Origin of the sequence: Streptomyces sp. NPDC088157, from assembly GCF_044741545.1 — a bacterium.
In the GTDB taxonomy this organism is placed as follows: domain Bacteria; phylum Actinomycetota; class Actinomycetes; order Streptomycetales; family Streptomycetaceae; genus Streptomyces.
In genome coordinates this window covers 411,575-428,740 of record NZ_JBIUSU010000005.1, presented here as the reverse complement: position 1 = coordinate 428,740, position 17,166 = coordinate 411,575, and the positions used below count along the sequence as shown (strand labels likewise).

Sequence of the window (17,166 nt, the reverse complement as noted above, 5' to 3'; positions counted from 1 at the left end):
TCATGCCCGGCACCAGGACCAGGACGCTGACGTTCGCCCTCCCGCTCGCACTCGCCGTCGTCGGCACCCTCGCCACCTCCACCCCGGCCGCCCAGGCCGCGCACGCCCAGACCGGCTCCCACCACAGCCGTGCGTCCCAGTGCCGAGGGCAGGGCGTGGACGCCTCCGCCCGTATCCGCTACCGATCCGACGTGGTGATCAAGGCGCCGCTGAGCACCGTCTGGAAGCTCCAGACCGACGTCGAACGCTGGCCGTCCTGGCAGCGGCCCGTTCTCTCCGCCGAACGCCTCGACACCGGCCGGCTCGGGAAGGGCTCACGGTTCCGCTGGACCACCCCGGCGCCCGCCACGCCCACCACCCCCGCCACCACCCTCGACATCACCTCCACCGTCCGGCAGCTGAAGCGCGGGGCCTGCCTCCTGTGGAGCGGGCCGGCGATCGGCCAGGGCCTGCGTATCGACGAGGGCGTTCACCTGTGGACCTTCACCGAGGTCAAGGGCGGCGTCCGCGTCCACACCGAGGAGACCTGGACCGGCGCCCAGGTCGAAGCCGACGTCCCCACCGCGACCGCGGCACTCGGCGCGGGCCTGGAAGCCTGGCTCCACGACCTGAAGACGACCGCCGAACACCGCCGGAGGTGACGGCGCCCCCGTGCGAACCTCTACGCCTGATCCCGGAACGGGTCGGCGAGGCGAGTGTGGCGCAGGTCACGGGAAGTCGGTGTCGGGTGCCGGACAGCTCATTGAGGTGAGCACACATATGCGTACCCGGGTACGGGCCGGGGAGTCGAGCGCGTTCGCGGAGTTGTTCGACGACTACGCCCGCGCCGTCTACAACCATGCCTTCCGGCTGACCGCCGACTGGTCGACGGCCGAGGACGTGATGGCCGCGACCTTCATGGAGGCGTGGCGGCTGCGCGACCGGGTCGACCCCGAAGGCGGCTCCCTGCGGCCCTGGCTGCTGGGCATCGCCACCAACACCGCCCGCAACCAGCACCGCAGCAACCGGCGTTACCGGGCGGCGGCGGGTGCCGCCGCGGCGGCCGAACTGTCGGTGCCCGACCACGCCGACGAGGTCGCCGACCGGATCGACGACCGGCGGCGGCTCGCGACGGCCCTCACCGCCCTCGCCACCCTGCGCAGACCGGAACGCGAAGTCGTGGCGCTCTGCCTGGGAGAGGGGCTGGACTACGAGGCCGCGGCCGAAGCCCTCGGCATCCCGGTCGGCACCGTCGCCTCCCGCCTCTCCCGGGCCCGCAGGAAACTGCGTGCCCTCGCCGAGGACGAACCGGCCCCCCGCCCCGCCGCCGACCGGACGCTCGAGAAAGTTCGCGGAAATCGGGAAGGCGGCCGCACCGGCCGACAGGTAAGAGGCGATCACGCAAACGTGGTCCGGCCCGCGCAGGGAGGAAACCGATGAACGCGAACACGTCCCGGCAGAGTCCGGCCGAGGGGGAGGAGAGCGCCAAGCTCTTCGCCCGGACGGCACGCGACCTGCCGACGGGCCGTCACCAGTTCCACAAGGAGCGTCTGATGGCCCAGATCCACGAAACCCGGCAGCAAGAGCGCACCGCGGCCGTCGCCCCGGTCAAGGCCCGGCGGCTGCGGCTGCCCCGCCCGGCGATCATGTTGCCCGCGCTGGCCGCCGCGCTGGCCGGAGTGGTCGTCGCCACGGTGGCGTCGTCCGGGGGCGGCGGGGTCAGGGACGGCGGCGTCGCCACCGGACCGGCCCTGACGACGACCGTCGGCGTCGCCACCACCAAGGGTGTGCCGCAGCTGCTCGACCAGATCTCGCTGGCGGCGGCCGAGGCCACCCACCCGGTCGTCAAGCCCGGCCAGTACATCTACATCGAGTCCAAGTCGGCCGACACCTTCCTGCGGACCGTCGACGACAGGACCAACCTGGCCAGTCACCAGCTGCACACCCGTCAGCTGTGGGAGTCCCCGGACGGCACCAAGGGCTGGCTGATCGACCCCGCCGTCAACGAAAGCCCCGAGGGCGAGACCCTGAGCCTCCCCGACGAGCTGGGCAACACCCCGAAGGCACACCTGGGCGCTCCCTCGTACGAGTACCTGGCCAAGCTCACCACCGACCCCGACAAGCTGCTGGCCAAGATCTACAAGGAGACCGAGGGCCAGGGCAACACCCCGGACCAGCAGGCCTTCGCCACCATCGGAGACCTGCTCTCCGAGAGCTACCCGCCGGCGGAGCTGTACTCGGCGCTGTTCAAGGCCGCCGCGAAGATCCCCGGTGTCGTCGTCGTGAACAACGCGGTGGACGCGGTCGGCCGGTCCGGGGTGGCGGTGGCCCGGCTGGACGAGACCAGCGGCCAGCGCGAAGAGTGGATCTTCGACACGAAGACCCACGTCTTCCTCGGTGAGCGCTTGGTCCAGGTGAACCAGCTCAGCGGTACGGACGCCCTGATCAAGCCCGGCACGGTCACCTACACCAGCGCGATCCTGAACCGGGCGATCGTCGACGGCATCAAGCAGGCGCCGTCCCAGGCCGGCTGAAACGAGCGACAGGACCGGGCGCCGCCCCGGCCGCCGACCCGGGTCGGCCCGCGTTCGGGTCGGCCGGTGACGTCGAAGGCGACGGCACGGGACACGAACACCGTGCCCTCGTTGAGTCGTGGGTCGGATTGCGGGCCACCCGCAGCAGCCGGCAGCGGTGGTGTGGGGTTGTCCCGCACCCTCCGCCGGGCGACCGTGAAGGTCTCGCTGGTGGTGTCCTCACCGACCTGTCGGCCCACCGGGCTCCAGGCATGGGCGAGCACCCGTGGCCGGCACTCCTCGTGCAGGTCACGGAAGCGTTGGACGTCGCTCACGAACGCACCCTCTCCTCATCTCGGCTCCCTCACCCGGCAAGGGTCGAGAACCGCGATGTCCTGCACGTGAGGAGAAGGACTTTCCGGGGGGCGTGACACCGGCCGGACGCGGACGCTCAGCCGGAGCCGGAGGAGCTGTCGGTCGCCTCGTCCGCGGCGCGGCGGTACTCGGCGTTGATGCGCTGAGCCTCCTCGAGCTGGTCCTCGAGGATGACGATGCGGCAGGCGGCATCGATGGGGGTGCCCTTGTCGACGAGCTCGCGGGCGCGGGCGGCGATCCGGAGCTGGTAGCGCGAGTACCGGCGGTGCCCGCCCTCCGAGCGCAGGGGTGTGATCAGCCGGGCCTCGCCGATGGCTCTGAGGAAGCCCGGAGTGGCGCCGAGCATCTCTGCGGCCCGGCCCATCGTGTACGCGGGATAGTCGTCGTCGTCCAGACGACCGCCGAGCGGGGTATCTGCTGTCATGTCACCTCGTTGTACAACGCGTCGAGGGGCCCTGATGCCGTACGGCACCAGGGCCCCGAAGGGAAATTCAACACCATCGGTCGGCCCTACTGCTGTGCCGACCTTCTGTTTCGCTACCCGGACCCGGCAAACGGGCGGGGGCGCGTGGATCGCGGCTGCGTGACCGGGGACCACCTTCCAATCCATGGCCTTGCGGTACCCGGACCCGAAAGCTTCTCGGGCCGGGCGATCCTGATGGCGTCTGCGTTTCCGTCCTTCCTCTGAACCGACCACTTTCCTGGTCGTGCGTATGCAAGAAACGCTACCCAAGCCGTGTGCCAATGTCTACCTTGGCAAGAGTAGATTTCAGTCCTTCGGGGGTTCAGGTCCTCGCTCGGACAACGTAGTGAGGGCCCTGCCGAGGCGTATCGGCAGGGCCCTCACGGTGCTTCTGGGTGCTTCCGGGTGTTTCTGGGTGCTGATCGGTGCCGCTGGGTCTTCGACCCGTCAGGCCTCCCACGCCCCCGGGGCGCCGAGCAGCGCCGAGGCGTTCTGGAGCGGCGTCAGGACCTGGACGGGCGTGGCGTCGGGGCCTTCGTGGCAGGTGAATCCGAGGCGCGTCATGGCCCGGACGATCTCGCCGCTGGTGAAGTCACGGCGGTCCTGGCGGGTGACGATCTCGCCCACCTGCTTGACGGGGTAGCGGCGGCGGCCGATGGCCACGGACTCACCCGTGACCGGTTCGGGCGTGATGCCCTTCATCGAGGCCATGACGCCGTCCTTGGTGAGGTCGAACGGGTACCGGGCGATGACACAGCGCATGATGCCTCACAGAGAGAAGGAGCAGGGGCCGGACGAGGGCTGGAACGGTACGGCGAGGACGTCCCGCAGGCGGAGCCGGTCCGTGTACGCGGCGCCGGCGCGGAGAGCGGCCAGCTGGACCCGGGTGACCGAGCCCGTGCACTGGTCGTCCCCGTCACAGAGGAGCAGAAACTCCACCCGGGCACCGGCCATGACGGACAGGGCCACCTCGACGGTCATGTCGTCACGGACTCGCGGCCCGGACTCGTCCTGGTGCTGCTGCCGCGGTCGGACCCTGTGCGTCTGGACCGATGTCACGTGTGCCTCCTGCGGATGGGGGAGCCTTTCCGGCCGTGCGGAGCGTGCCCGGGTCTCAGGCCGCCGGGTTGACCGCGGGCCGGGCCCGGCCCGGCCCCCCGCGGCGGCCCCGGGACCGGGACGACAAGGACGAGGAGTACGACGAGGAGGACGACGAAGACCCGGACGACGACCCGCGGCGACGAGGTGCGGCCGCGACCGGCACGGTGATGACGACCGGCACACCGGAAGGCGTCCGGGCGCCCGTGACGCGGCTCAGCTCCGCCTCGCCCGACCGCACCTGGGTGATCTGCGGAGTGATGCCGGCCGAGGTCATCAGCCGGCTCATGCCACGTCGCTGCTCGGGGGTGACCAGGGTCACGACGCTGCCGGACTCGCCGGCCCGGGCGGTACGGCCGCCGCGGTGCAGGTAGTCCTTGGGGTCGCTCGGCGGGTCCACGTTGACGACCAGGTCGAGGTTGTCGACGTGGATGCCGCGGGCCGCGACGTTGGTCGCCACCAGCACCGTCACATGGCCGTCCTTGAACTGGGCCAGGGTCCGGGTGCGCTGCGGCTGGGACCTGCCGCCGTGCAGGGCGGCGGCGCGGACGCCGTTGTGCAGCAGGTGCTTGGTCAACTGGTCCACCGCGTGCTTGGTGTCCAGGAACATGATCACCCGGCCGTCCCGGGCCGCGATCTCGGTGGTGGCCCGCTGCTTGTCGGTGCCGTGCACGTGCAGCACGTGGTGTTCCATCGTGGTGACCGCGCCCGCGACCGGATCGACGGAGTGGACCACCGGGTCGGTCAGGTAGCGGCGCACCAGCAGATCCACGTTGCGGTCCAGGGTGGCCGAGAAGAGCATCCGCTGGCCGTCGGTCCGCACCTGGTCCAGCAGGGCGGTGACCTGGGGCATGAACCCCATGTCGGCCATCTGGTCGGCCTCGTCGAGGACGGTGATGTCGACGGCGTCCAGCCGGCAGGCGCCCCGGTCGATCAAATCCTTGAGCCGTCCCGGCGTCGCCACGACGACCTCGGCCCCGTTCCGCAGCGCACCGGCCTGCCTGCCGATCGACATGCCGCCGACGACGGTCGCCAGCCGCAGCCCCACGGAGCGTGCGTACGGAGTGAGCGCGTCGGTGACCTGCTGGGCGAGTTCGCGGGTGGGTACGAGGACGAGCGCGAGCGGCTGTCGGGGCTCGGCGCGCCGGCCTGCCGTCCGGGCCAGCACGGGGAGGCCGAAGGCGAGGGTCTTGCCCGAACCGGTACGGCCACGGCCGAGTACGTCGCGACCCGCGAGCGAGTTCGGCAGGGTCGCCGCCTGGATCGGGAACGGTATGGCCACGCCCTCGTGGCCCAGTGCGGCCAGCAGCCGCGCCGGCATGGCCAGTTCGGCGAACGACTCGACGGCGGGCAGCGCGGGGGTGATCGTCTTCGGCAGGGCGAACTCGCCCTGGGGCGAGATCCGTCGGCGTCCGCCGTCGTTGGTGCGGCGCGGAGCGCCGGAGCGATCGGCACGGGACCGGTGATCGGAGAAGCGGTCGTTCCTACGCGTGTGTGTGCGTGCGTGGTTCATAGGAACCTTCCTTGATGCGTCGGCGCGTATCAAGGAATTCCCGCGGCAGGTGTGCGGCGCAGAGAATCGCGAGAACGGGCCAAAGGCGATGGCGTCGAAACAAGTCGACGGCTGAATGCGCCACGGGGTTTATACGGGTGAATGCAGCGAGCTGGGGCCCGCACCCCCAGGTGCGGGCCCCAGCTGCGAAATTATTGCGTCCGCGTCTGCGTGGGTCAGGCGGGGACGATGTTCTCGGCCGTCGGGCCCTTCTGGCCCTGCGCGATGTCGAACGTCACCTTCTGGCCTTCCTGGAGCTCGCGGAAGCCCTGGGCGGCGATGTTCGAGTAGTGGGCGAAGACGTCGGGGCCGCCGCCGTCCTGCTCGATGAAGCCGAAGCCCTTTTCCGCGTTGAACCACTTCACGGTGCCAGCAGCCATTTTGAATCTCCCTCGGGAACGGTGTTCGGGATCCGCACTGCGCGAAGCCCGGTCGCCGTGATGATCACCCCGTCGGAAAAAACCTTCTGGCAACCACAACTGCAACTGAGAAAGACAGTAGCATGCCGAGATCCACGTTGCGTGACCGACAATTACGCTCCGTCTGTCGGTCGAGAAATACTCATCGCGCGTTCCGGCTATTTCTCCCTTCGCGACGACAGATACTCGCCGGTCAGGTCGTGCCGCAGGAGACCGTCGGCCAGGTCCACGAGCCGTTGGTCTGGACGGTGACGCCGAAGGTGTTGCCGCTGCCGTTGGGTTTCGCGGTCAGCACCTGGGCGCTGGGGTAACCGGCGGCGACGTTCCAGGTGGCGATGATCTTCGCCGGGGAGGGCACGTTCATCGTCACGGTCCAGTTGCTGGATCCGGTGACGGCCACGTTGAGGTTGTACCGGTCGCTCCACTGCTGGCCCGCGGACAGGGTCGCGGTGCAGCCGCCGGTCCCGCCGCCACCGCCGCCACCGCTGTCGTCGGGCGCCACGGCCCGGCCGGTCTGCGCGGAGATCCTGCCGGCGCACAGGCCGCGAGCGGCCAGACCCTGCGCGATGCGCGGGATCGCCGCGATCGTGTTGGCGGGCCAGTCGTGCATGAGGATGACCTGGCCGTTGGTGAGCCGGGCGGCGGCCTGCACGATCGCGTCGGTGCTCGCGTTGTTCCAGTCCTGCGAGTCGACGTCCCAGATGATCTCGGTCAGTCCGTACTTGGCCTCGACCGACTTCACCGTGGAGTTCGTCTCGCCGTACGGCGGGCGGAACAGCACCGGGGTGCCGCCGCCCGCACCGGAGACGGCCTGTTGGGTCCGGGCGATCTCCGAGTCGATCTGCGACTGGCCGAGCTGGGTCAGATGCGGGTGCGTGTAGCTGTGGTTGCCGACCCACATGCCGGCGTTCACCTGGGCCCGGACGAGGGACGGGTTGGCGGCGGCGTACTGGCCCTGGTTGAACATCGTGGCCCGCAGCCCGTTCTGGGTGAGGGCGTTGAGCAGGGCCGTCGTCGTACCGGACGGGCCGTCGTCGAAGGTGAGCCCGACGTACCCGTTGCAGGTGGCGGCCTGTGCCGGGGCGGCGGACTGGACGGTGAGGGTGCATGCGGCGGCCGTCGCGACGACGGCCAGTCTCGCGACCAGGTTGCGTAACGGGAGTAGTGGTCCGGTGCTCATACGGGATGGTCCTCCAGCCTGGGGCGGGTGTGGGGTCAGCTCGCGGTGCAGGAGACCGTCGGCCAGGTCCAGTTGCCGTTGGGCTGGACGGTGACGCCGAACGTGTTGCCGCTGCCGTTGGGTTTCGCGGTCAGCACCTGGGCGCTGGGGTAACTGGCGCTGGTGTTCCAGGTGGAGAGGACCTTCGCCGGGGAGGGCACGTTCATCGTCACGGTCCAGTTGCTGGATCCGGTGACGGCCACGTTGAGGTTGTACCGGTCGCTCCACTGCTGGCCCGCGGACAGGGTGGCGGTGCAGCCGCTGCCGCCGCCTCCGCCGGTGCCGCCGCCCGAACCGGTGCCGTCCACCGTGATGTTGGAGTTGCCGCTGCTCTGGTAGCCCTCGGTGGCGAGGATCATGTAGTAGCTGAAGCTGCCCAGCGTCATTCCGGCGCGGGCCCAGGCGTCGAAGTGGTTGCCCGTGGTGATCGTGCCGCCGGTCCTCTTCGACTGCCGGACGCTCCAGTACTGGTCGAACGTGCGGTTGCCCTCGACGGAGGGCGCGTTGTACCGCGTCGTCCTGTAGATGTCGTACGTGCCGCCGTCGCTGGTGACGGTGCCCATGTGGGTGCCCGTGGGCCGGTAGGTGCCCCAGTTGTCGACGATGTAGTACTCGACGAGCGGGTTCGACGTCCATCCGTAGAGAGCCAGGTAGGCGTTGCCGGACGGGTTGAAGGTGCCCGAGTAGGTCACACTCCTGCGTCCTCCGGTGCTCCAGCCCTTGCCGGCGACGAAGTTCCCGGTGTTGCTCCAGGACGTGCCGTAGTTGCCGCCTGAGCCCAGGTTCATGGAGACCGTGCCCGGCGAGTCGGTCCAGAACGAGTAGTAGTAGCCGTTGTTGGTGCCGGTCTGGTTCGTGGTGACGACCGTGTCGGCGTGCGCGGTGCCGGGCAGGGTCAGCGCGGCCACGGCGACCAGCAGCATGGTGCAGACACCGCTGATGAGCAGCCTGAGTCGCTGTGCGGGTGCGTGGTTCATGTGCGTGCTTCCTCCTCGTCCTCATGAGGCCGATGACGGCGTCAGTGTTGGCCGGGCCACGACAACTGTCAATACTTTCGGTTTTCACTTCGAAACATTCGAAGCCTTGAGGAGGTGTGGAGGAGTGAATTCGCGCTGTTCAGCACTAGTGCTGCGTCAATCCGGTGAATTTGGTCAAGCAAGATCAGTAAAGTGGGGATCAAGGGTTCACGGGACAGATCATCGAATGTTTCGTAAATTCAGCGATCTTTCCGGACGGGTCACGGCCCGTCAGATCCGTCCGCGTGACTCCGCTGAGCGCCGCGCCAGCGAGTCGAAGACCACGGCGGCGAACAGCACCCCACCGGTGATCATGAACTGGATCGGGGGCTCGACCCCCAGCAGTGCCATGCCCGAGCCGATCGACTGGATGATCAGCACGCCCAGGAGCGCGGACCAGGTCGAGCCGCGTCCGCCGAACAGACTGGTGCCGCCGATGACGGCCGCGGCGATGGCGTTGATCAGCAGCATCCCGGTGCCCGAGATCTGGCTCGCCGAGGTGAGCCGGGACGCGATGAACAGACCGCCGACCGCGGCCAGGGTCCCCGACACGACGAACACCGCGATGCGCACGCGGGCCACGGCCACGCCGGACCTCCGGGCCGCCTCCACCCCGCCGCCCAGCGCGAGGACCTGCCGGCCGTAGGGCGTGCGGCGCAGGAAGAGGTCCGAGGCGACGACGACCCCGAGGAAGATCAGCAGCGCCAGCGGCAGCCCCTCGAACCGACCCAGCACATAGACGGCGGCGAACGCGACCACCGCGAGCAGCGCCGTACGCGCCCAGATCTCGCCCATCGGTCGGCACGGCATCCCGGCGGCGCTGCGGCGCGTGCGGTCGTGCCGGGAGAGCAGGAGGTACGCGGCCGTGCAGAGCGCCGCCAGGCCGTAGCCGGCCACGGCCGAGCTGAAGTAGCGGCTGGTCAGCGTGGCGACCAGTCCGTCCTCGCTGAAATTGATGGAGCTGTCCGGCCCCAGCAGGTAGAGCATCACGCCGTTCCACACCAGCAGACCCGCCAGGGTGACGACGAACGCGGGCACGCCGATCCTGGCGAAGGAGAACCCGTGGATGGCCCCGGCGGCCGCGCCGCCCAGCACCGCGATGATCACGGCGAGCCATTCCGGCATGCCGAGGTTCACGTTCAGCGCCGCGAACAGGGCGCCCGCGAGGCCGGCGAGCGAGCCCACCGACAGGTCGATCTCACCGATCAGCAGGACGAAGACGATACCGACGGCGACCATGCCGGTCCCGACGATGTCCACGCTGAGGACGGACAGGTTGCGCGGTGAGAGGAAGTTGTCGTTGAGGGCCTGGAAGACCGCCCAGGTCACGGCGAGAGCGAGCAGGACCGGGGCGGGGCCGAGACCGTCCTCGTGCAGCCTGCGGCGCACGGCGCCGGCATACGCCCCCAGCCGTCCGGCAGGGCCCTCGAGTCGTCCGGCGCCGCCCCGGTCGTCGGGTGCGGAACCGGTGCCGTGCGCGGAGTCGTCGGCGTGCGTGGCACCGGTGGCGCGGGTCCGCTTGCCCCTCCCCCTCAGGGCCATGCTTCCTCCGGGCGGGTGGTGCGGTGCGCCACGGCGTTGTCCGAGGCGCCGGTGATGGAGGAGATGATCTGTTCCTGGGAGGTCGTGGTGACGTCGAAGAAGCCGTTGTTGCGGCCGAGGCGCAGGACGGCGACCCGGTCCGCGACTGCCTTGATGTCGCCCATGTTGTGGCTGATGAGCAGCACCCCGAGGCCCTGGTCGCGCAGCTCCTCGATGAGGTCGAGGAGCTGGCTGGTCTGCTCGATGCCCAGGGAGGCGGTGGGTTCGTCGAGCAGGACGAGCCGGGGCGTGCCCAGGAACGAGCGGGTGATCGCGACGACCTGCCGCTGGCCGCCGGACAGCGTGGCGAGCGGCACCCGCACGTCGGGGATGCGGATGGACAGCGTCTTCAGCAGCTCGCGGGTGCGGCGCTCCATCTCCACCTCGTCGAGGATGCCGAAGCGGTGGATCTCCCGGCCGAGGAAGAGATTGCCGACGACATCGAGATTGCCGCACATCGCCAGATCCTGGTAGACGGTCGAGATTCCCAGCGCCTGGGCGTCCTGGGGCCGTCTGATCTGGACGGGGCTGCCCTGCCACTCGATGACGCCCCTGTCCGCCGGGCCGACCCCCGAGATCACCTTGACCAGGGTGGACTTACCGGCGGCGTTGTCGCCCATCAGGGCGACCACCTCCCCGGCCCCGATCTCCAGCTCGACGTCCGCCAGCGCCTGCACGGCGGCGAACCGCTTGGAGACGCCGCGCAGCGACAGCAGGGGCTGAACAGGCACGGGTCCACCTCCTTCCGCCGTCGGGAGAAGCTCATGGGGTGAGGCTCATGGGGTGAGGCTCATCGGGTGAGGCCGGCCTTCTCGCAGGCGGACCTGAGCGCGGGGGTGCATATCTGGTCGGTGGTGTACATACCGTCCTTCACCAGAGTGTCCTCGATATTGCCGACGGTCACCGGGACCGACGGCAGCAGGACCGCCGGAATGTCCTCGGTGGTGGCGTTGTCGACGGTGCCGGTGGCGATGGACCCGACCTGCTCGCCGCGCCCCAGGGCGACGGCCATCTTCGCGGCGGCGGTGGCCGCGGGCTCGAACGGCTTGTAGACGGTCATGTACTGGTCGCCCCTGACGATGCGCCGCACGGCCGCGAGGTCGGCGTCCTGGCCGGTGATCGGAGGCAGCGGCCTGACCTCGGCGGCGTTGAGGGCCGCGACCACGGCCCCCGCGAGGCTGTCGTTGGCGGCCAGTACACCGTCGATGTTGCCCGCGCCCAGGGCGGCGATCGCGCCGGTCATGTTGACGAAGGCGTTCTCCGGCCGCCATCCGACGGTGTCGTACGACTTGCCGATCCTCACCTTCCCCTCCAGGGCGGAGAGCGCTCCGCGCTTGAACCAGCCGGCGTTGGGGTCGGTCGTCGCGCCGTTCATCATGACGATCTGTTCGTCCCGCGCCTTCGTGCCCATCGCCGTCAGCAGCGCCTCCCCCTGGAGCCTGCCGACCGTCGCACCGTCGAAGGTGACGTAACCGGAGATCGGGCCCTGCGCGAGCCGGTCGTAGGCGACGACCGGGATGCCGGCCCGGTGCGCCGCCTCGACCGAGGGGCGCAGCAGCTGAGGGTCGACGGCGGCCAGGATCAGGACGTCCACCTGCCTGGTGATCATGGATTCGAGCTGCTGCCGCTGAACCGCCGGGTCGGGCGTGGCGACGAAGGTCGGGGCCGGGCAGTCCGGGCAGAGCCGTTCGAGCTGCTTCTCGATCAGTGGCCTGTCGAACTGCCCGAAACGCGAGGCCCCGCCGCCCGGGAGCAGCACCCCGACGGAAAGGCCGCCGTCCCCGTCCCCGTCTCCTCCGCTTCCGCCGCAGGCCCCGGTCAGAACCAGACCGGCGGCGACCGCGACCGCCGCGGACACCCGGGTGAGGGACCTGCGCTTCACGGCCGGAAGGCCGGCACCGAGACCCATGTTCGGTTCCTTAGGACACTTGGACTTTTTGTCCGCCATTGCCCCGCAATAGGCACTTAGCGCCAAGCGTAGCCAAGCCGCGGACATCCCGTCCGGCCCCCGGGCGCCCGCCGGGCCCCGCCCAGCCCCTGGGCCGTGTCTGGCCATTCCCGCCGGGCGGGCGACGCGAACTGCCGGACACGGCGATTGCGGGACGACCCTCAGTCGGCGCGTTCCGCGGTCCAGGTGATGTGCGGGGGCTCGACGCGGGCGCAAAGAGGACCGCCGTGAGCGTCGGTCAGGCCGAGACGTCCGACCAGCAGACCGTCACGTGCGGCGGCGGCGAGTACGTCGGCGGGGACGGCGTCGAGCATCAGCTTGGCTCGGCGGAACATCGTGAAGACGCCCGACTCGTCGACCGTGCCCCACGACAGATAGACGAACCGTCGGCCCAGCCGGTCCTGGACGTAGGGCCCCCTGATGTCGATGCCGGTCGGCGAGGCGCTGGTGGTGCACTCCAGCGTCCAGGTCGCGGACGGCGCGTCGCCGGGCTGCGGCTCGAGGAGTTCGGCCGGACGGTCACGGCGCTGCACGGCGACGTGGAGGTTGCCGTGAGCGGGGACCCTGCCGTCGGCGGAGGCCGGTCCGGTGAGGCCGGGCAGGTCGACGGCGTCGATGCGGATGTGCATACCGGTCATCATCCCGCCCCCGCCCGCCCGGTGGAGCCGCACACGTGGTCCAATCCGTGGCGGAACCTCGGACGCCCGTTCGACATCAAGCAGGTGACAGGGCGAGGCGTACGGATGACATGGGGTGGGACGCGATGGACAGGCGGATCAGGGGGACGGCGCTGGCCTGCGTCCTTTTCGCGACGGGCCTGGTGACGGGCTGCACGACCGAGTCCCCGGCGGAGTCCCGTCGTCCCGCCACGCCGTCCCGCTCGGGATCGCCGACGCAGCCGCCTCGTGACGCGGGTGCCCCACAGGCCGGTGCGCAGGCGGGCGTCAAGGCCGCGTACCGCAAGTGGGGCCTCGAGCCGCTGGCCGCTCCGCCCGCCGCGCCCGCCGCCAAGCCGGTCGTCCTGTCCACCGGCGGTGGCCGGATACCGGTGATCAGCGAGATACCCACCCAGGAGAAGATCGTCTTTCTCACCTTCGACGACGGGGCGGAGAAGGACCCGGAGTTCGTGACGATGATGCGGGAGCTGAAGATCCCCTTCACGATGTTCCTGACGAACTCCGCCATCAGCTCCGACTACGGCTACTTCAAGAAACTCGAGGCCTTGGGCGACGGCGTCCAGAACCACACGCTGACCCACCCGAACCTCCGCACCCTGGGCGCCGCCGCCCAGAAGCAGGAGATCTGCGGCCAGCAGACCGAGCTGAAGGACCGCTACGGCACCACGCCACGGCTGTTCCGTCCGCCGTACGGCAACTGGAACGAGGACACCCGGGCCGCCGCGGCGTCCTGCGGGGTCGAGGCGATCGTCCTGTGGCGTGAGTCCATGCAGATCAAGAACATGCAGTACCAGCGCGGGGACAAGAAGCTGCATCCGGGCGACATCATCCTGGCGCACTTCCGCGGGCCGTCGGAGCTCAAGGGCACGACGATGACCGAGATGACGGCGAACCTGCTCCGCCACGTCCAGGAGCAGGGCTTCACGATCGCCCGTCTCGAGGACTATCTGTAGCCGTGGCGCGGCCCGCCAGGCCGATCCCGGCGCCTTCGTGAGCCGGTCCGCCCGTTACCCACTTTCGAGTGACGGGTCGATTCGCGGTGGGGTGGTGCGGCATGGCGTCCGGGCGACTCCGCCCAACAGCCGCAACGGGATGCGGTCTGTTCAGGCGTCAACTCGGGACACAGGTGACTTGAATGGACGTTACAGTCGAGAGTCACAGAGATATGGACAACAAGTAACACACGCCACGTTTCCCACGCATCTTCCGCACCCCGTGGACAGAGTGTGTGTGCGGCCAGTCGACCGCACCCGCACATCGCACCAACGCCCACCGCGTCCATCAAGGCCGCCGGGCGAGGGTGCCCGTACAAGCCAGGGGAACTCTTTGTCCACTTCCGCTTCTGTCACCGCTCGCCGTCTCTCCGCCGCCGTCCTCGCGGCCGGCGCCCTGGTCGGGGCGGTGGCACTGCCGGCGTCCGCGTCCGACCACCGTCCGCACAACCGTCCCGAAGTGAAGATCAGCGACGTCCAGTACGACGCTCCGGGACGTGACGACCGCTCCCGGCACTCGCTGAACAAGGAGTGGGTGGAACTCACCAACACCACGCGCCACGACGTCAACCTCGACGACTGGACCCTCGAGAACGAGGACGGCCGCACCTACACCTTCCACCACTACCGCCTCGAGGCCCGTGCCACGGTGCGCGTGCACACCGGTGAGGGCCGCGACACCAGCACCGACCTGTACCAGGACCGCAACAAGGAGGTGTGGGACAACCGCTCCGACACCGCCACCCTGCGCAACGACCACGGCCGCTTCGTCGACGACGAGTCCTGGGACCGCAACCGGCGCCACCACGGTGGCAACCGCCACTGACGACCCACGTCCACACCGCGCGCCCGGCCCCCTCGGGGGACCGGGCGCGCCCGCGTTCGAGCCGCACCACGAGACCGGGCGCAGGCGGGCCGTCCCGGACCGCGAGAGCGGACTGATCCGTCCACGCGGCGCACCCGCCGACCGACAGCGGGTCCCGGGACCTCAGGTGAGCCGCCGCAGATCCTCCAGGTAGCGCAGGACAGCCGCGACCCGCCGGTCCACCCGGTCCGTCGGCGACAGGTCGAGCTTGGCGAAGATGCTGCGGATGTGCTTGTGCACGGCGCCGTGGGTGACGACGAGCCGTTCGGCGATGGCGGAGTTGCCCAGACCCTCGGCCATCAGCGCGAGCACGTCCCGTTCGCGGGGGCTGAGCCGCTCCAGCCGGGTGTCCTGGCGCGAGCGGGTGAACAGCTGCGCGACGACCTCCGGGTCGATGGCGGTGCCGCCGGCCGCCACCCGTCGCAACGCGTCCAGGAACTCCTCCACCCGTCCCACCCGCTCCTTGAGCAGATAGCCGAGACCGCTCACACCGCCGCCGAGCAGTTCGGTCGCGAAACTCTGCTCGACGTACGCGGACAGCACGAGCACGGCCAGGTCGGGCCGTCGGCGCCGGGCCTCGACGGCCGCGACGATCCCCTCGTCGGTGTGGGTCGGCGGCATCCGGACGTCGAGGATGGCGACGTCCGGCTTGTGGACGTCGATGGCGTCCAGGGCCTCGTCGGGGGTACCCGCGGTGGCCACCACGTCGAGCCCCTCGGCGCGCAGCAGCAGGGCGAGCCCCTCGCGCAGCAACAGGTCGTCCTCGGCGATCACTATCCGCATGTCACGCTCCAGCTCACGATCAACAAGTCACAGCCCACAAGTCACAGCCCGGCAGCCACAGCCCACAAGCCACACTCGGCAAGTCAGAGTCCGCAAGTCACGGCCCACAGTTCACGGCCCACAAGTCACCGTTCACGGTCCACAGTTCACGGTCCACAGTTCACGGTCCACAACTCATGACCCACAACTCATGACCCACAGGGGAGATCCACCGTCAGGACGGTCGGGCCGCCGGGTGGGCTGGACAGGGAGAGACGGCCGTCGTGCGCCGCGACCCGGCGGCGGATGCCGGTGAGTCCGGTGCCGCCGTCCTCTTCGGCGCCGCCCCGGCCGTCGTCCTCGACGAGCAGCAGGAGACGGCCGCCGCCGGCGCGTGCGGTCACGGTGGCGCGTCCGGCGCCGCTGTGCTTGGCGATGTTGGTCAGGGCTTCGGCGAGGACGAAGTAGGCGGTCGCCTCGACGGAGGCGGCACAGCGTTCGGGTACGTCCACGTCGATCCGGCAGGGCACCGCGCTGTTCGCGGCGAGACCGGAGAGCGCGCCCGCGAGCCCCCGGTCGGCCAGCACCGGCGGCAGGATGCCGCGCGCGACCGTACGCAGCTCGGCCAGCGCCTGTTCGGCGGCGGACTGGGCGCGTTCGAGTAGTTCGTCGGCGCCGGCCGGGTCGCGCGCCACCATACGGCGGGCCGCCCCGACCAGCACGGTGACGGAGACGAGCCGGTTCTGGGCGCCGTCGTGCAGGGAGCGCTCGATGCGGCGCAGTTCGGTGGCGTGGGCGTCGAGGGCGGCGGCGCGGGTGGCGGTGAGCTCGGCGATACGGAGGGACAGATCCGTCTCCGGGCCGGCCGCGAGGAGCTCACGTCCCGGCCGGGCCTGCGACCGGGCCATACCGGGAGCCAGCCCCAGGATGATGGCGATCCAGCCCACGCCCAGCAGCGCCACGGCGAGGGCGTCCGGCCAGGAGTGCGCGCTGCCGACCGCGAGGGACGTGGCGGTCGCGCCCTTGGGCAGGAACGTCCAGTACAGCGGGAAGGCGCTGTCGCGCACGGCGAAGATCGGCAGGAGGACGCCGAGCAGCCCGAGCGGCAACCCCAGGATGGCGTGCCGGACCAGCCAACGCAGCTCACGGCGGGTGGTGGGGTCGACCAGGGCGGGCCGCAGCCGCGTGGGCGGGGGCTGCGGAGCGACCACCTCGGGTCCCCAGCGGGCGAGCCGGTCGCGTTCCCGGCCGGCCAGGGCGTGCAGGGCGCGCAGCGGCGCGGGCGCCATGAGCAGCCCCACCCCGACCACGCTCGTCACGGCGGTGACGGCCAGCCACAGCAGCACGAGCAGCGCGAGCAGGGCCGTGCCGAGCCCGGAGGTGAGCTGCGCGATCGCGGCGCCCGCGGTACCCAGGGCCCGTACGGCGATGTCCTTGAAGTCTTCGCGCCGACGACCGCCGGCCGCCGCGTCGACCGCCACGTCGTCCGACCCGGCGACTGTCGTGCCGGCCGCAGCGTCCTCCCGGATCGCCATGAGTCTCCCGTCCGCCTGCCTGGCTGCTTACCTGCCCGTTGGCCGGCCGTTTCGTGAACGACCCTATGCCGCCGGTCCGTTGGACGTCAGGCGTGGGACGGAGGAGTACAGCCTGCTGTACCCCGAACCCGGCGGGCTGCGGGATCGGCCGCGAGGGGTGCTGATCCATAGC

The 17,166-nt window shown here is 70.4% G+C and carries 19 protein-coding genes; 5 read left to right on the top strand and 14 right to left on the bottom strand.

Features of this window, described 5'->3' with window-relative positions; all coding sequences use genetic code 11:
* Positions 1-2 precede the first annotated feature (2 nt).
* From ACIPFH_RS22050 to ACIPFH_RS22040, 3 genes are all read left to right on the top strand, one after another.
* The gene (locus ACIPFH_RS22050; RefSeq protein ID WP_401828614.1) at positions 3-641 is read left to right on the top strand and encodes an SRPBCC family protein; all 639 of its coding nucleotides are present in this window, start codon (positions 3-5) and stop codon (positions 639-641) included.
* A gap of 118 nt (positions 642-759) precedes the next feature.
* Complete coding sequence (locus tag ACIPFH_RS22045; protein ID WP_401828612.1) at positions 760-1,419, top strand: RNA polymerase sigma factor; 660 nt, start codon at positions 760-762, stop codon at positions 1,417-1,419.
* Positions 1,416-2,513 carry a CU044_5270 family protein gene (locus ACIPFH_RS22040; RefSeq protein WP_401828610.1) on the top strand — a complete coding sequence of 366 codons (1,098 nt, stop codon included), beginning with the start codon at positions 1,416-1,418 and terminating at the stop codon, positions 2,511-2,513. Before ACIPFH_RS22045 ends, ACIPFH_RS22040 begins: the two co-directional genes overlap by 4 nt.
* On the opposite strand, the gene ACIPFH_RS22035 is transcribed toward ACIPFH_RS22040, so the two are convergent.
* The 12 genes from ACIPFH_RS22035 to ACIPFH_RS21980 form a co-directional block, all read right to left on the bottom strand.
* Complete coding sequence (locus ACIPFH_RS22035) at positions 2,444-2,827, bottom strand: hypothetical protein (protein WP_401828608.1); 384 nt, start codon at positions 2,825-2,827, stop codon at positions 2,444-2,446. The genes ACIPFH_RS22040 and ACIPFH_RS22035 overlap by 70 nt on opposite strands.
* A gap of 116 nt (positions 2,828-2,943) precedes the next feature.
* Positions 2,944-3,291 (bottom strand): MerR family transcriptional regulator, encoded by a 348-nt coding sequence (locus tag ACIPFH_RS22030; RefSeq protein ID WP_401828606.1) that lies wholly within the window; start codon positions 3,289-3,291, stop codon positions 2,944-2,946.
* 486 nt (positions 3,292-3,777) lie between these two features.
* On the bottom strand, positions 3,778-4,092 hold the full coding sequence (locus tag ACIPFH_RS22025; protein WP_401828604.1) for an SCO5918 family protein: 315 nt from the start codon (positions 4,090-4,092) through the stop codon (positions 3,778-3,780).
* 6 nt (positions 4,093-4,098) lie between these two features.
* Positions 4,099-4,311, bottom strand: coding sequence for a CBS domain-containing protein (locus ACIPFH_RS22020; protein ID WP_356265864.1), 213 nt, complete (start codon positions 4,309-4,311; stop codon positions 4,099-4,101).
* A gap of 133 nt (positions 4,312-4,444) precedes the next feature.
* On the bottom strand, positions 4,445-5,941 hold the full coding sequence (locus ACIPFH_RS22015; RefSeq protein ID WP_401828602.1) for a DEAD/DEAH box helicase: 1,497 nt from the start codon (positions 5,939-5,941) through the stop codon (positions 4,445-4,447).
* Between the two features lie 215 nt (positions 5,942-6,156).
* Complete coding sequence (locus ACIPFH_RS22010) at positions 6,157-6,360, bottom strand: cold-shock protein (protein WP_020133169.1); 204 nt, start codon at positions 6,358-6,360, stop codon at positions 6,157-6,159.
* Positions 6,361-6,592: 232 nt separating this feature from the next.
* Positions 6,593-7,579 carry a polysaccharide deacetylase family protein gene (locus ACIPFH_RS22005; protein ID WP_401828600.1) on the bottom strand — a complete coding sequence of 329 codons (987 nt, stop codon included), beginning with the start codon at positions 7,577-7,579 and terminating at the stop codon, positions 6,593-6,595.
* Positions 7,580-7,614: 35 nt separating this feature from the next.
* Positions 7,615-8,595 carry a glycoside hydrolase family 11 protein gene (locus tag ACIPFH_RS22000; RefSeq protein ID WP_401828599.1) on the bottom strand — a complete coding sequence of 327 codons (981 nt, stop codon included), beginning with the start codon at positions 8,593-8,595 and terminating at the stop codon, positions 7,615-7,617.
* Between the two features lie 270 nt (positions 8,596-8,865).
* On the bottom strand, positions 8,866-10,176 hold the full coding sequence (locus ACIPFH_RS21995; protein ID WP_401828597.1) for a sugar ABC transporter permease: 1,311 nt from the start codon (positions 10,174-10,176) through the stop codon (positions 8,866-8,868).
* Entirely contained in the window at positions 10,167-10,946 is a 780-nt protein-coding gene (locus ACIPFH_RS21990; protein WP_401828595.1) for an ATP-binding cassette domain-containing protein, read from the bottom strand. Before ACIPFH_RS21990 ends, ACIPFH_RS21995 begins: the two co-directional genes overlap by 10 nt.
* A gap of 59 nt (positions 10,947-11,005) precedes the next feature.
* On the bottom strand, positions 11,006-12,124 hold the full coding sequence (locus tag ACIPFH_RS21985; protein WP_401828593.1) for a sugar ABC transporter substrate-binding protein: 1,119 nt from the start codon (positions 12,122-12,124) through the stop codon (positions 11,006-11,008).
* Positions 12,125-12,324: 200 nt separating this feature from the next.
* Positions 12,325-12,792, bottom strand: coding sequence for a DUF5990 family protein (locus ACIPFH_RS21980; protein ID WP_401828592.1), 468 nt, complete (start codon positions 12,790-12,792; stop codon positions 12,325-12,327).
* 134 nt (positions 12,793-12,926) lie between these two features.
* On the opposite strand from ACIPFH_RS21980, the gene ACIPFH_RS21975 reads away from it, so the two are divergent.
* Positions 12,927-13,793: a polysaccharide deacetylase family protein gene (locus ACIPFH_RS21975; RefSeq protein ID WP_401828590.1), complete on the top strand. Its 867-nt coding sequence runs from the start codon at positions 12,927-12,929 to the stop codon at positions 13,791-13,793.
* A gap of 373 nt (positions 13,794-14,166) precedes the next feature.
* Positions 14,167-14,658: a lamin tail domain-containing protein gene (locus tag ACIPFH_RS21970; RefSeq protein WP_401828588.1), complete on the top strand. Its 492-nt coding sequence runs from the start codon at positions 14,167-14,169 to the stop codon at positions 14,656-14,658.
* Positions 14,659-14,820: 162 nt separating this feature from the next.
* On the opposite strand, the gene ACIPFH_RS21965 is transcribed toward ACIPFH_RS21970, so the two are convergent.
* Positions 14,821-15,480: a response regulator transcription factor gene (locus ACIPFH_RS21965; protein ID WP_401828587.1), complete on the bottom strand. Its 660-nt coding sequence runs from the start codon at positions 15,478-15,480 to the stop codon at positions 14,821-14,823.
* 188 nt (positions 15,481-15,668) lie between these two features.
* A complete protein-coding gene (locus ACIPFH_RS21960; RefSeq protein WP_401828585.1) occupies positions 15,669-16,994 on the bottom strand; it encodes a sensor histidine kinase in 1,326 nt (441 codons plus the stop codon).
* Positions 16,995-17,166: the final 172 nt, after the last annotated feature.